This is a genomic window from Streptomyces blattellae, from assembly GCF_009709555.1.
GTDB lineage: Bacteria > Actinomycetota > Actinomycetes > Streptomycetales > Streptomycetaceae > Streptomyces > Streptomyces blattellae.
This window is the reverse complement of sequence record NZ_WJBG01000105.1, coordinates 1-13,641: the sequence shown is the minus strand read 5'-3', so window position 1 is coordinate 13,641 and position 13,641 is coordinate 1. Positions and strand designations below refer to the sequence as shown.

7 protein-coding genes are annotated in these 13,641 nt (G+C 66.3%); 3 read left to right on the top strand and 4 right to left on the bottom strand.

Annotated features, from left to right (window positions below):
* The first annotated feature begins 12 nt into the window (after positions 1 to 12).
* Together GFH49_RS02745 and GFH49_RS02740 are read left to right on the top strand one after the other, a co-directional pair.
* Positions 13 to 6,207 carry a non-ribosomal peptide synthetase gene (locus GFH49_RS02745; protein ID WP_230396127.1) on the top strand — a complete coding sequence of 2,065 codons (6,195 nt, stop codon included), beginning with the start codon at positions 13 to 15 and terminating at the stop codon, positions 6,205 to 6,207.
* Positions 6,208 to 6,299: 92 nt separating this feature from the next.
* Complete coding sequence (locus GFH49_RS02740) at positions 6,300 to 8,150, top strand: siderophore-interacting protein (RefSeq protein ID WP_155054114.1); 1,851 nt, start codon at positions 6,300 to 6,302, stop codon at positions 8,148 to 8,150.
* A 74-nt stretch (positions 8,151 to 8,224) separates the two neighbouring features.
* Here the strand turns inward: GFH49_RS02740 and GFH49_RS02735 are convergent, their stop codons facing one another.
* From GFH49_RS02735 to GFH49_RS02720, 4 genes are read right to left on the bottom strand one after another with little or no spacing between them, the layout of a single operon-like run.
* Positions 8,225 to 8,476: a phosphopantetheine-binding protein gene (locus GFH49_RS02735; protein WP_155054113.1), complete on the bottom strand. Its 252-nt coding sequence runs from the start codon at positions 8,474 to 8,476 to the stop codon at positions 8,225 to 8,227.
* A gap of 56 nt (positions 8,477 to 8,532) precedes the next feature.
* Positions 8,533 to 9,390 (bottom strand): class I SAM-dependent methyltransferase, encoded by an 858-nt coding sequence (locus GFH49_RS02730; protein WP_155054117.1) that lies wholly within the window; start codon positions 9,388 to 9,390, stop codon positions 8,533 to 8,535.
* Positions 9,387 to 11,141, bottom strand: a complete 1,755-nt coding sequence (locus tag GFH49_RS02725; protein WP_155054112.1) for an ABC transporter ATP-binding protein — start codon at positions 11,139 to 11,141, stop codon at positions 9,387 to 9,389. The genes GFH49_RS02730 and GFH49_RS02725 overlap by 4 nt, the downstream gene beginning before the upstream one ends.
* Positions 11,138 to 12,811 (bottom strand): ABC transporter ATP-binding protein, encoded by a 1,674-nt coding sequence (locus GFH49_RS02720; RefSeq protein ID WP_155054116.1) that lies wholly within the window; start codon positions 12,809 to 12,811, stop codon positions 11,138 to 11,140. Before GFH49_RS02720 ends, GFH49_RS02725 begins: the two co-directional genes overlap by 4 nt.
* Positions 12,812 to 13,121: 310 nt before the next feature.
* Between GFH49_RS02720 and GFH49_RS02715 the strand changes: the two genes are divergently transcribed.
* Positions 13,122 to 13,641, top strand: a 520-nt coding sequence (locus GFH49_RS02715) for a condensation domain-containing protein (protein WP_230396126.1), incomplete at its 3' end; no start/stop codon positions are given.

The window sequence follows — 13,641 nt, the reverse complement described above, 5'->3', positions numbered from 1 at the left end:
GTGGATGCACTGGTGCGCCGCCGGGTCGCGGCCGATCCGGACGCGGTCGCGGTCGTCGCCGACGACGGCACCGAACTCACTTACAGCCAGTTCGATGCACGGGTCAACGCTCTCGCCCACCTCCTGATCGATGAGGGCGTGCGGGTCGGGGACCGGGCCGCGATCGCCATGACACGCTCGGTCGACCTGGTAGTAGCGCTTACCGCAGTGATCCGCGCGGGAGCGGCCTACGTGCCGATCGACCCGGGATACCCCGCAGAACGCGTCAGACACATCCTCGACGACGCGGCACCTGCGCTGGTCATCACCGATCAACACACCACAGAAACACATCAACACGTACTGGGTGAACATCGCGCACCAGCACTGCGGATCGATGACCACGAAGTACAGCAGCACCTGGCCACCGGCCAGGAAACCGCCCCTGCTCTGACGCGGCCGCTGAGCGACCTCGACGCAGCTGTCGTGATCTTCACATCAGGAACGACAGGCAACCCGAAGGGCGTCACCGTTTCGCACCGTGGCCTGGTGAACCGCCTCGCATGGGGTCAGCAAGTACTGGACTACAAACCAGACGACGTGGCGCTCTCGAAAAGTGGCGTGGGTTTTGTCGATGCCGTGACCGAGCTGTTCGGGCCGATGATCGCCGGTGCCCGAATCGTGGTCGTACCCGCAGAAATTGCGCAAGATCCAGCCGGCCTGCTCGACACAATCGCCCGGCACCGCGTCACACATCTGCTGACCGTGCCCAGCCTGGCCGACATCGTCGTCCGCCACAACGACGCACCCACAGCGCTGACCACCATCCGGTCTTGGGTTTCCTCCGGTGAAGCACTCACCCCAGGCACCGCGACCACCATGCGAACGACCGCACCACAAGCAATACTGCACAACTTCTACGGCTCGACCGAAGTCACCGGCGACGGCACAACGGCCACCATCACCCACACCGACAACACCCCCATCGGTGCACCGGTCGCGAACACCACAGCACACGTCCTTGACGCGTGGCTGCGCCCGGTACCGGCCGGTGTCGCAGGAGAGCTCTACCTGGGTGGAGTGCAACTCGCCGACGGATACGCCGCCCGCCCGGGCCTGACCGCCGACCGATTCGTGGCTGATCCGTTCAGTGACAACGGCGCGCGCCTGTATCGCACCGGCGACGTCGTGCGATGGAACTCCCAGGGCCAGTTGGAATACCTCGGCCGCAGCGACGACCAGGTGAAAATACGCGGCCACCGAATCGAACCCGGCGAAATCCGCGCCGTCCTCGAACAACACCCAGCAGTATCGGGTGCCGCCATCACCGCCTTGGACCATCCCGCCGGCGGAAAATACCTCGCCGCATACATCACCACGACCAGCACCACGGCCAGCACCACGGCCAGCACCACGGCCAGCACCACGACCAGCACCACGGACACAGTGCCGTTCGACGCACTCCGCCAGCACCTGACACGATCGCTGCCGGACTACATGGTCCCCACAACGTTCACACACCTGGACCGATTCCCCGTCACCGCCAACGGAAAGCTCGATCGCCACGCATTGCCGCAACCAGACCTCGGTGCGGGTGCAGCCGATGGCCGACCACCGCAAACCAACACCGAGATCACCCTCGCCGGCATCTTCCGCGACGTACTACACCTCGACAACAACACCGATCTCGGCGTGGACAGCGACTTCTTCCGCCTGGGCGGACACTCACTGCTCGCCACACGAGTCGTCGCACGCGCCAACGCACTGCTCGGCGCCGCACTCACCCTGCGCGATGTCTTCGACCACCCCCGCATCAGCGAACTCGCCCGAATCGCCGACACCACCACCACTACCACCGAGACATCCAGCACACGAATCGGCGACCTACCACGCCCAACCCCACTACCAGTCTCATACGGACAGCAAGCACTCTGGCTGATTGATCAGTTGGGTGGGCCGGGTGGGCGGTATGTGGTGCCGGTGGTGCTGCGTTTGGGCGGCGATCTGGATCCCGATGTTCTGATCATGGCGGTACGGGATGTGGTGTCTCGTCACGAGGCGCTGCGCACGCTCCTGGTGGAGAAAGACGGCACGCTAGGCCAGGTCGTCATTCCAGCGAACGAAACGGCCGACAGGCTCTCTCTGCTCGTTGAGGATGTCACGGGTGTGGATGCTGCCGGCGTGGATGCGCGGGTGGACGCGGTGGTGCAGGCCGGGTTTGATCTCGCGGTCGACATCCCGATCCGTGTCGCGCTGCTACGCGCCGGCGCTGACGACTGGGTGTTCGTTGTCGCGGTACATCACCACGCAGTGGATGAATGGTCGTTCCCGTCGCTGCTGAGCGACCTGTCGACCGCTTATCAGGCGCGGGCCGCCGGGCAGGAGCCGGGATGGACGCCGTTGCGGGCCCAGTACGCGGACTACGCGATCTGGCAACGCGACGTCCTGGGTGAGGCGTCGGATTCGCGTTCACTGCTTTCCAAGCATCTTGCCTATTGGCGTGACGTCCTCGCGGATGCGCCCGAGGAGTCCACGATCACGCTGGACCGGACCCGACCGGTGGCACCGACCCACCGCGGTGCGGATCTGCGGTTCACCATCGATCCACAGGTCGTGACTGGCCTGCGTCAGGTCGCGGAAGAGCAGGGCGTGAGCATGTTCATGACGCTCCAGTCCGCGACCGCGTTGACCGTTTCGGCGCTGGGCGCCGGTGCGGATGTGGTGATCGGTTCACCGGTCGGTGGACGCACCGAGGACGGCCTGGAAGACCTGGTCGGATACTTCGTGAACACACTGCCGATCCGCCATCGGTTCCACGCCGGTGACTCGATCACCGACGTTCTGCAGAACACCAGGCGAACGGTGCTCGGCGGGTTCGAGCACCAGGCCGCACCCTTCGAAGAAATCACCCGTGCGCTGGGCACCGAGCGATCCGTTGGCCGTAACCCCCTCTTCCAGATCATGCTCACCCACCGCGTCGCTGACAGCCGCCGCGCGCATGGCCTGCACATCGGGAATGTCACGACGACACCGAGTCCCGCGGCGGTAGGCGCGGTCAAGACCGATCTCGACCTTGACATCTTCGATTCGCTCAACGACCTGAAGGGGAAACTCTCTTACGCGACCGATCTGTTCGATGGTGCTACCGCTGAGCGGTTTGTCGCCGTCTTCAAGTCGGTGCTGGAGACGATCGCTGCCGGTCCAGAGGCGCGGGTCGGTGACATGGACCTGTTGCCCGCACCGGAGTCGCGACAACTCGAAGCGTGGTCGTGTGGTGAGACGCTCGATGTTCCCGGGGCGACTCTTGACGAGTTGGTGCGCCGACAGGTCGCGGCGAGCCCGGACGTGGTCGCGGTCATCGCTGATGACAGCACTGAACTTACCTATGGCGACCTTGATGCGCGGGTCAACGCTGTCGCCCACCTCCTCGTTGAGGAGGGCGTGCGGGTCGGGGATCGGGTCGCGGTCGCACTGCCGCGCTCGGCCGATCTGGTGGTCGCTCTGGCCGGGGTGATCCGTGCCGGGGCGGCATATGTGCCGATCGACCCCGACTACCCCGCCGAACGCGTCAAGCACATTCTTGCGGACGCCGAACCACGTGTGGTGATCACAGACCGGCACACCGCCGGTGTTCATCACCACGTGCTCACCGATCATCCTGTGCGCATCCTGTTCATCGACGACGAATCGGTGCGGCAACACCTCGGTGCCGGCATGATCGACCCACCGCAGGTCTCGCGCCCGCTGCTCCCGGCGGATGCCGCGTACGTGATCTTCACTTCCGGCACCACCGGACGCCCCAAAGGCGTTCAGATCACCCACCGAGCAATAGTCAACCGACTGTGGTGGATGCGTGATCTCTACCGGATCGGTGCGCCGGATCGGGTGCTGTTGAAGACCCCGTTCACGTTCGACGTGTCGGTGTGGGAGTTCTTCCTACCGCTGGTCACCGGCGCAGTGGTGATCGTGGCGCAGGAGGGCGGACACAAGGATCCGCAATATCTGCTCGAAGTGATTGATCGTCGCGCGGTGACGATCACTCATTTTGTGCCGTCGATGCTGCAGGCCTTCCTCACCTCGGACCCGGACCGGACGTCGGTGGATTCGGTACGACGAGTGTTCTGCTCCGGCGAGGCATTGCCCGTGTCTCCCGCCGCCGGTGCCGTTGCGCTGTTCGAGAACGCGCACTTGCACAACCTCTACGGGCCGACCGAGGCGGCCGTGGATGTGACCGCTCACCCGGTGGTTCAGGCCGAACTCGTCGATGCGGTGGGGGTGCCGATCGGTGTTCCGGTGGCGAATACGACGGCGCGTGTTCTTGACACGTGGTTGCGTCCGGTGCCGGTCGGTGTGGCAGGTGAGCTCTACCTGGGCGGGGTACAACTCGCGGATGGATATGTGGCTCGCGCGGGCCTGACCGCGGACCGATTTGTGGCTGATCCGTTCAGTGACAAGGGCGCACGGTTGTATCGCACGGGCGATGTGGTGCGGTGGAACTCCCAAGGGCAGTTGGAGTACCGCGGTCGCAGCGACGATCAGGTGAAAATACGCGGATACCGGATCGAACCCGGCGAAATCAGCGCCGTCCTCGAACAGCATCCAGGAGTGTCGGGCGCGGCGATCGCCACCTTGGATCACCCGGCCGGCGGAAAGTACCTCGCGGCATACGTGACCACGGCCAGTGCCACGACGGCCGAGGACGCGGTGCTGTTCGACGCGCTGCGCGAGCATCTCGCACAGTCGCTGCCGGACTACATGGTGCCCGCGACGTTCCTGCGCCTGGACCGATTCCCGGTCACGGCGAACGGGAAACTGGATCGCCGCGCGTTGCCGCAACCGAGCCTGGCTGCCGGCACTGCCGACGGCCGGCCACCGGAAACCGACACCGAGATCGCCCTCGCCGGCATCTTCCGCGACGTACTGCACCTCAGCGACGACGTCGACCTCGGCGTGGACAACGACTTCTTCCGCCTGGGTGGCGACAGCATCTCCGCGGCACGACTCGTTGCCTGCGCTCGTGAGCACGATCTGACGTTCAAACTGTCTGAGGTGTTCGTGCGACGGACTATCGGCGCCCTCGCCGCGCTGCTTGCGCCGCCTACGCACGGTGCCGTTTCGGCCGAGCCGGTTCTTGTGCCGACTTCTGCTGCCCTTGAGCGCTTGCGCGAGGCGGACGCCGCGCCCGATGAGTACGTCTTCACCGAGCTCATCAACTTGCCCGCGCGGTCGACGAGCGAGTCGGTCGCCTCATCTTTCCGCTCACTCGTCGCCAACACGGACGCGCTTCGCCTGTCAGTTGACGCTACCGGCCGGCGGCTCTGGTTCACCTACCTTCTGCCTCCAGAAACGGTCCAGCCCCAGACCGTGGAGCTGACCGCTGACACGAACGTCGATGTTGACGCAATCAGGTCGGCCGCCGTTGATCTCATTGACATCTCGACCGGCCGCCCGGCTGCCCTCGCATTCACGCACAACCCCGAACAGACGCTTGCAGTGCTCGCCGTCCACGCGGCAACCGTCGACCGAGCCTCGCTGCACCGTCTGGCGGAGGCACTTCAGCAGGCAGTGTCCGGCGTAGTAGAGGTGTCCCGCCCACCAGCGCTCGTCCCTGCGCTCGAAGCCATCGAAGCAGCCGGCGACGCGGTCGCTACGGACGGCCTCGATCGTTGGAAGGCCCTTCTCGCCCGAGCCCAGACGATCGACGTACCCGCCTTTGCTTATGCCGCCGTCTCCACCTTCCGCTGGGACAGCTCCCTCACCGAAGGCGTCGTCAGCAAAGCCATCCGCAACGCGCTCCGCTCAACAGCAATCGCACCACTGATCGGCGGCGTGGTCGACGAAGATGTCCCGCTGACTCCCGATGACAACACGATGTCAGTCGGTCCGTTCACCGCGGCCGCCACCATCGCTCTCGACGAGGCCGAGTCGACCGGGACCGCCGAGCTGGCACTGCTGCGCTACCACAACAAGGCCGGTCGCCGAGCATTGCGGCGTGCCCCCTCTCCCGCGGTGATCCTCACGCGGGTCTATGGGCCGGACAGCGGGTCACCAACCCCAGAGGGCACCGAGCAGTTGTATCGCGCGGTTGTCCGGTATCACATCGCCCCGGACACGACAACGATCACTTTCCTCGGCTTCGCGGAAAAAGTGGTCACCGATCTCCGAGCAGCTCTGGCAGACCAACTCCGTCGGGCTGCCGTCGAACGTCACTCCTCCGGGTCGAGGTGAGGAACGTGGTTAGGTTAGGCAATGCTAAGATTTGGTGTCTGACTACTGGCACACCGCGTTTCGGTACGCCACCTGCTCGATGAGGAGTCGCCGTGCCACGTCGTGCCCGCCCCACCGTCGTACACACCATTGCCCTGCGGGAGTTGGAGGTGGCGCGGGTTGTCGATGTCACTCCCGGGATGCGCCGTGTGACCCTGACCGGTGATCAGCTGGGATCGTTCACCGGAAGCGACGGTACGACCTTCCCCGAGTTCGCCAGCGAGGGTTTCGACGACAATGTCCGGTTGATCTTCCCGTACCCCGGCGAAAGCGAGCCGGTGCTCCCGGTCTACAAGGACGGCAAGTACAGGTGGCCGGCCGACCCGCCGGCGCTGTGGCGGGTCTACACGGTACGACGTTACGACGCGCAGGCTCGCGAGCTCGACCTCGACTTCGTGAAACATGGTGTGGGCGTCGCGACGACGTGGGCGTACCGGGCGAACCCCGGCGATCGCCTCCACGTCGGGGGACCTTCGGTCTCCGCCAGGCGGCCCGAAGGTTACGACTGGTACCTCGTTGTCGGCGACGACACGGCCATCCCGGCGATCGACCGGTTGCTCGGGGAACTGCCCGACGACGCACAGGCCGAGGTCTACATCGAGGTGGCCGAGGAGTCGCACCGGATCGACTTCCCGGAACGCCCCGGTGTCGAGGTGACCTGGGTCGTGCGGAACGGACTGGCAGCGGGATCCGAGCCATTGCTGCTGCGGGCGGTACGCGAGGCCGGCCGGCGAGAGGGCTCGATGTTCGCTTGGCTCGCCGGGGAACAGTCCGTAGTACGTGATCTGCGGCGGTATCTCATCGAGGAGCGCGGTGTCGACAAGTCCGACATCGACTTCACCGGCTACTGGCGGCGCGCAGAGGTTGTGGCGTTGGACGAAGACCCCGCCATGCCGGACCCCGGGCGCAACGACGAGGCCTTCGACAGGTTCCACGAGATGTCCGAGTTGCTTCCGCCGTTGGCGATTCGGGCGGCCGCGAATCTCGGCATCGCCGACTGCATCAGCCGCGGAGTGCGCACCGTACCCGCGCTCGCACTGCACACCGGCGCGAACGAACGCTCCCTGGCGAAGTTCCTGCGGTACCTGCAGGCGATCGAACTCCTGGAACAAGAAGGCGATGGATACAAGCTCAGTGAGACCGGCGAGTTTCTGACCAACGAGTCCGTGCTCGATCACCTGGTTTCCGGCGGGGTCGACTTCCGCATGTCGCAGGCCTTCTACGGTCTTGAAGCGGCGGTCCGCCACGATCATCCGGTGTTGGAGTCGGTGACCGGCAAAGACTGGGACGCCCTCCGCAGCGATGCGACCTTTGAGCACAAGCGTTTGGAGAACAAGTCCCGGTTCGCGCAGGTGCTCGCCGAGCCGCTCGCGAAGTCACGCGTGCTCGGGGGCGTCGGCAAGGTGGTTGTCCACGCAGCTGGTGCAGTGGCCCACGCCGACTACCTCACTGCGGGGCATCCGGAGGCGACGGTGACCATCGTGGCGCTCCCTACCGCGGCGGATTGGTTCCGCAGGGACGTTCCGATCAGCATTGCGGATGCGACGCGACGCGACCGGATACGGATTGTCGAGCAGTCGGTGTTCGAAAAGACCGGACCTGCGGACGCCGTACTGATCATCGACACGCTCGGGCAGTATCGTGACGCGGAGGCGAAGCTCATTCTTCAGCAGGCCGCTGCGAGCCTGAGCCCCGGTGGCAGGGTGCTGTTGGTGGAGGACACGTTCGATCTCGACGAGTTGGACGAACATGACGCAGAACTCGACATTCTGCGGTTGACGCTCCACGGGTCTGGATACCGCACCGAGGACGAACTCAAGGCGGTCATTGCCGGCGCCGGATTGAAAGTGATCACGACGTCGCTCGTGGGGTGGGGTAACACGTTGCGGGTGCTGGCACCGTGACCTGAGGTTGTGGACCCGCCGAGCAGTCCGGCCGGGTCGTCCACGACGAGCCCGGCGACCGCCCTACCGCAGGGTCATGAAGCCACTTCGCCACCAGCTTGGAGCTTCTCCATGACCTCGATCCAGTGACCCAGTCGCGAGTCCTCAGCCAGGGTGATGAAGTCGATCCGGTCCACCCCAGCGGTGCGCCACCGCTCCACCAGATCCATGAGGCGCACCGAGTCCATCCCTTGGTCGCGGAGGCTCAACTCGTAGTCGATCTCCGCGGGTTCGAGGTACAACACGTCGGCGACGTCGGCGATCAACTGCTCGGTGCTCAGGCTCATCAGGACTCCTCGTTCATTGCTTGCCCTACCTCTTTTGACAGTTCCAGCCGGCTGTGTCACACGGTGGCGATCAGCGCTTCCTCGCCGCTGTACGGTCGCAGGCCGTCGGTCCGGCCCGCGAAGTAGCGATCGGCCAGGTCGGTTGCCGAGACGTGTTCGGCGTCGGCGAAACCTGCTTTCCGCGCCAGTTCGATGATCTGGCCGGGAGTGTAAAAGCCGATGAACGGCGTACCGGCCCGCCGAGCACCCTCCCTGGAGGCTCGCCGAATCTGTACGTCCTCGGGCGCGAGATCTTCGAGATGACGGAAGAACGTGAGGATCAGTGAGGAGCCGGACGGCAGACTCGCCACCCGCTTGAGGGTCGCCGTCGTGGCCTGTTCGGTCAGATACATGGTGACCCCCAGCCAGGACACCACCGCGGGACGTGAGGTATCGAATCCCGCCGCCTGCAGCCGATCCCACCAGTCGTCATTCGCTTCGAAATCGACCGGAACCAGGCGCAACCAATCCGGGATGTCATATCCGAGTTCGATCAACCGGCTCCGCTTCCATCCCTGCGTCTCCGGCTGGTCGATCTCGAAGACGGTCATGTTCGAGCCCGCATCGGGATGACGCTGAGCGTAGGTGTCCAGGCCTGCGCCGAGGATCACGTACTGATCCACACCGCGGCTCGCGGCCTGCGCCACCAGGTCCTCGGTCAACCGCGCCCGCCCGACGATCGTGGCGCGCTTTCCTCGCGAGTCGCCGGGGACCATGTCTCCGCGCTCGCGCCATCCGTCGTCGTCCTGCGCCAGCCGGGCACCGAGCACGTCCTCAAGGACGTGCGGCGGCTCGTCCACCTGTGTGTGCAAGGCACGCCACAATGCGGTCCGTACCGCTGTGTTGTCCGGCGTGCCGACAACATTTCCCGTCATGAGCCAGTCCTTCCCAGCTTGTTGTTCATGCTCCGTCCGGCCTCCCACGCGCTCCACAGCCCGCCGTACACGCCACCAGCGGCGACCAGCTCGTCATGTGTTCCGGTCTCGATGATCCGGCCGTGCTCCATGACGACTATCCGGTCACAGGTCGCGGCTTGGGAGAGGCGATGCGCGATCACCAACCCGGTGCGACCACGCAAAGCCGCCTCGGCGGCACGGTCCAACAACCCCGCATGGGTGGAGCCGGCCTCGGCGGTCGCCTCGTCGAGGATCGCCAGTTCCGGGTCGGCGAGCAGTAGCCGGGCGAGGGCGAGCTGTTGAGCCTGTGCATCGGTGAGCGGATGCCCGCCGGTGCCGATCATCGTGTTGAGATCGTCCGGCAGCAGGTCGAGCAGACCGGCTGCCCCGGTGGCGACCAGCGCTGCGTGGATGTCGTGGTCGGTGGCCCTGGGGGCGCCGAGCGTGAGATTGTCCCGCAGGGTGCCGGCGAACACGTGAGTCTCTTGGGTGATCAATGTAGTTCGGCCGGGCTGGGCCACCGTCCCGGCGTCGGGTGGATGGATACCGGCGATGACGGCGGCAAGGGTCGTCTTGCCGGCCCCGGAGGCGCCGACCACAGCGATGCGCTGACCGGTGGGGACGTCGAGGGTGAGGTTGTCGAACACGCGGGGGCCCTCGCCGTAGCTGAATGCGACTTCGTGAAGTCGCACGGCGATGCCCGTGTCCGCTGTCGCTGTCGGCTCGCCCGCTTCCTCCGGGATGGTGGCGACCCCGATAATGCGGCTGAGCGATGCGAGGGCCGACTGGAGGTCGTCGACGACGTACAGCAGCTCGTTGATCGGTCCGAGCAGGCGCAGGACGATCAGCGTCGCGGCGGTGGCGCCGCCGACGGTGGATGCGTCCGCATCGATCAGGACGAAGCCGACGACGAGGACGGTGGCCAGGCTCAGACATTCGCCGAGGTTCAGGCGGAGGCTGAGCATGGCCATCACGGTGCGCGCGCGGAGTGTGTGCACCGCGACGCCCCAGGACGCGGCCATCACGGTGTGGTGCCGCTGCTCGGCGAGCCCGAGCCCGAGCACGGTGGCGTAGCCGCGCTGGGACTCCAGGATCTGCTGTGCCCGCGCGCTCATCGCCGCGCGTTCGGCGCCATACACCCGCGGGCCGACGCGGAGATACCAGCGCATGACGAGTACGTAGACGGGCAGTACGACGGCGAACGCGGCGGCGTACGGCCATTCCAGCGCCGCAAGCCCGCCCAGCGACACGACGATGGTGAACCCGCTGACGGTGAGCGCGGGGATCACGGCGGGTGCGGCATCGGCTACGGCGGTGACGTCGTCGCTGGTCCGGGAGATCAGGTCCCCGGTCCCGGCGCGTTCGACGAGGTGCTGCGGGAGTGTCATGGCACGGCCCACGAGCTGTTCGCGCAGCGCGGCGAGGATGGTGTGGTAGATGCGGGTGGCGAGCACGATCGTCACCGCGGTGCCGACCGCGCCGAGAACCGCCGAGAGTGCCATGACGGCCGTGACCGTCAGTACGGTGCCGAGGTCAGCGGTACCAGCCTGCACCCGGTCGACGAGGAACCCGATGATCACGGGCGGGATCACGTTGACGCCGGTGCTGACGATCCCCAGCACTCCGACAGTGGCGAGCCGGAGCCGGTGCCCGCGGCTGAGCCGCCACACCTCCCTGGCTGTCTCCCTGCTGCCCGCGACCGGCAGCGCGTGCCCGGTTGCCCCGCTCATGGCGTTGTCCTTGCGCGTATCGGTGCGTCCTCAAGCAGGTCGACGACGCGGTCGCAGCTGCCCAGCAACGCGGGGGACGAGGTGATCAGCAGGGTCGAGCGGCCCGCGCGGACGTCGCGCAGCCGCTTCGCGATCGTGTGCTCGGTGACCGAGTCGACCGCCGTGGTCGGGTCGTGCAGCACGAGCACCGGCGCGTCGCTCACCAGGGCGCGGGCAAGCGCGAGTCGCTGGAGCTGGCCGCCGGAGAAGCGGTTGCCGTCCTCGCCGACCGGGAGGTCGAGATCGGCGGCGAAGTCACCGCATGCCGCAGCTCGCACCGCGGCTGTCACCAGCTCGGGTGTGGCCGCGGTGGCGGTGAGGTTGTCGCGGATCGTTCCGCTGAACAGCATGACCCGGTGCGGAGTGAACGTGACTCGGGAGCGGTACTCCCGCGCGGTCAACTCCCGCGCGGCGATCCCGTCCAGCCGCACCGCGACCTCGCCGCCAGGCTCGCGGGGATCCAGCAGCGCCTCCGCGACGCGGGCAGCAGTCAGGTCGTCGGTGTGCACTCCCACGAGTTCGCCGGGCTCCACCCGGATCGTCGCGGTGGGCGTGGACACCTCCAGCACCGGCAGCTGCTGAACCACCGGCCGCGCCGTGTCATCAGGCTCGGGCGTCACGGCGACGTCGGTCTTCAGCACGTCGAGGATGCGCGCGGACGAGGCTCGGGATCCGGCGAGGTTGGGGATGGAATCGTTCGCGATCGACTGGATCTGCGGCAGCAGCGCCTGAGCGAGGCCGACGGCGGCGATCAGCTCGCCGACGCTCAGCTGCCCGTCCACGGCGAACCAGCCCGCCAGCCCCATCACCGCCGCAACGAACGTGCCGGTGACCACACCGGAGCCCATCAGGAATCTCCCCAGCAGTCCCGCGTTGCGCTTGGCACCGACGAGCGTCTCCTGGCTTGCCTGCCGGTACCTTCTGGTCGCCTCGGTCTCGGCGCGCATCCCCTTGACCACCCGATAGCCGGCCACGACATCCGTGGCCAGTCCGACTGTGGTGGCCAGCAGTCCCTGGTACTCACGGGTGTCCCGGGACAGCCGCTCGCTGAGCACGCCCATCAACCACACCGCCACCGGCGCCCCCACCAGCACCGCGAGCCCGAGCAGCCAGTGCGTCCTCAACAGCGACACGGCGATGAATCCGATGGTCATGATCCTCGCGATCGGCATGATCACGAGCTGAACCCCGTTGGCCAGGCGGGCGACGTCGTTGGTCATCACCGAGACGACACCGCCGTCCGGCGCGTGGGCGCCGCCGCCGACCGGATGCAGCACGCCGGTCGAGAGGGAACTCCGGAGGCGGTGCTGCAGCAGCTGTATCGCATACGCGGTCAGTTGGACAGCGAACTTCGCCGCCACCGTCAACACGATGTACAAGGCCACCAGTACGCCAAGCCACAGCATCAACTGCCCCGCGTTCCCGGTTGCCAACGCCCGGTCGATCGCAAGGCCCATCACCACTGGGACCGCAGCCTCGCCCACCTGCCACACGATCGCGGCCAGCGCCGCAGGAACGGAGACCCGCCGCACCGAGAGGATCACACGCAACAGAAATCGACCGGCCGTGGACCCCGAGTCGGCCTCGAACGGCTGGACCTCGGGCGGATCGGTGGGCGCCTGCCAAAGCACAGGCAACCGACGGGTCAAAGGTCCCCGCCCCAGCCCCAACGGGTCGGAGTGCGAGGCGTTCCTCATGGCCGCCCCCGGTCCGTGCCCAGCAGCAGGATGTCGGTGTGCCGAGTGAGCGCCGCAGCCACCCACACTCGCTGCTGCCGGGCTCCGGAGAGTTCATCTTCCTGGAACGACCTGTCCGGGATCGAATACCAACAGGCCGTCGTCGCGGGGCGGTTGTCGTACCTGATGGAGGCTTCTCCTCGGTCGGGTGGCGGGATGGGTGGTGACACGAGGCAAGGTTAGCCTACCCTTCATTGAGGTTCTAGTGATCGTTGCCGCGGTCGGCTCGTTCTGGTCTCAAGAGAAGTGGGTGTGGCTTCCGTTGACGGCTTTTGATCGTGTGGAGTTGAGTGCGAGCCAGCGAGGCAACTGGGTGGCTCGGAGGCTTGCCCCTGAGTCCTCGGTGTTCTGTGCGGGTCAGTTGATCTGGCTGGACGGCCCGGTGGATCCGGCCCTGTTCGCGTCCTCGGTCAGTGCTGTCTTCGCGGAGACCGACGCGTTGCGGGTACGTTTCGGCGACGACGACGGTGTCCCTTTTCAGTACGTCGACACCGCCACGACTCTCACGACAGAGATCGTCGATGCGGGCCATGACGATGATCAGATCCGGGTACTGGCCCGCGAACAACTCACCGGACCGCCGACCACTGCCGGAGAGCCGACGACCTGCTCGACCCTGATCCGCCGCGAGAACGGCACCTGGGCATGGATCCTGATCACCAACATCCTGCTCGTTGACGGCTACAGCATCTCTCTGTTCATCCGCCGCGTCGCCGAGGTCTACT

What these genes read in the sequence shown, in the direction of transcription:
- GFH49_RS02730 (WP_155054117.1), bottom strand. Translation starts at nt 9,390, where the DNA reads ATGACGGGAAATGTTGTCGGCACGCCGGACAACACAGCGGTACGGACC.
- GFH49_RS02725 (WP_155054112.1), bottom strand. Translation starts at nt 11,141, where the DNA reads ATGAGCGGGGCAACCGGGCACGCGCTGCCGGTCGCGGGCAGCAGGGAG.
- GFH49_RS02735 (WP_155054113.1), bottom strand. Translation starts at nt 8,476, where the DNA reads ATGAGCCTGAGCACCGAGCAGTTGATCGCCGACGTCGCCGACGTGTTG.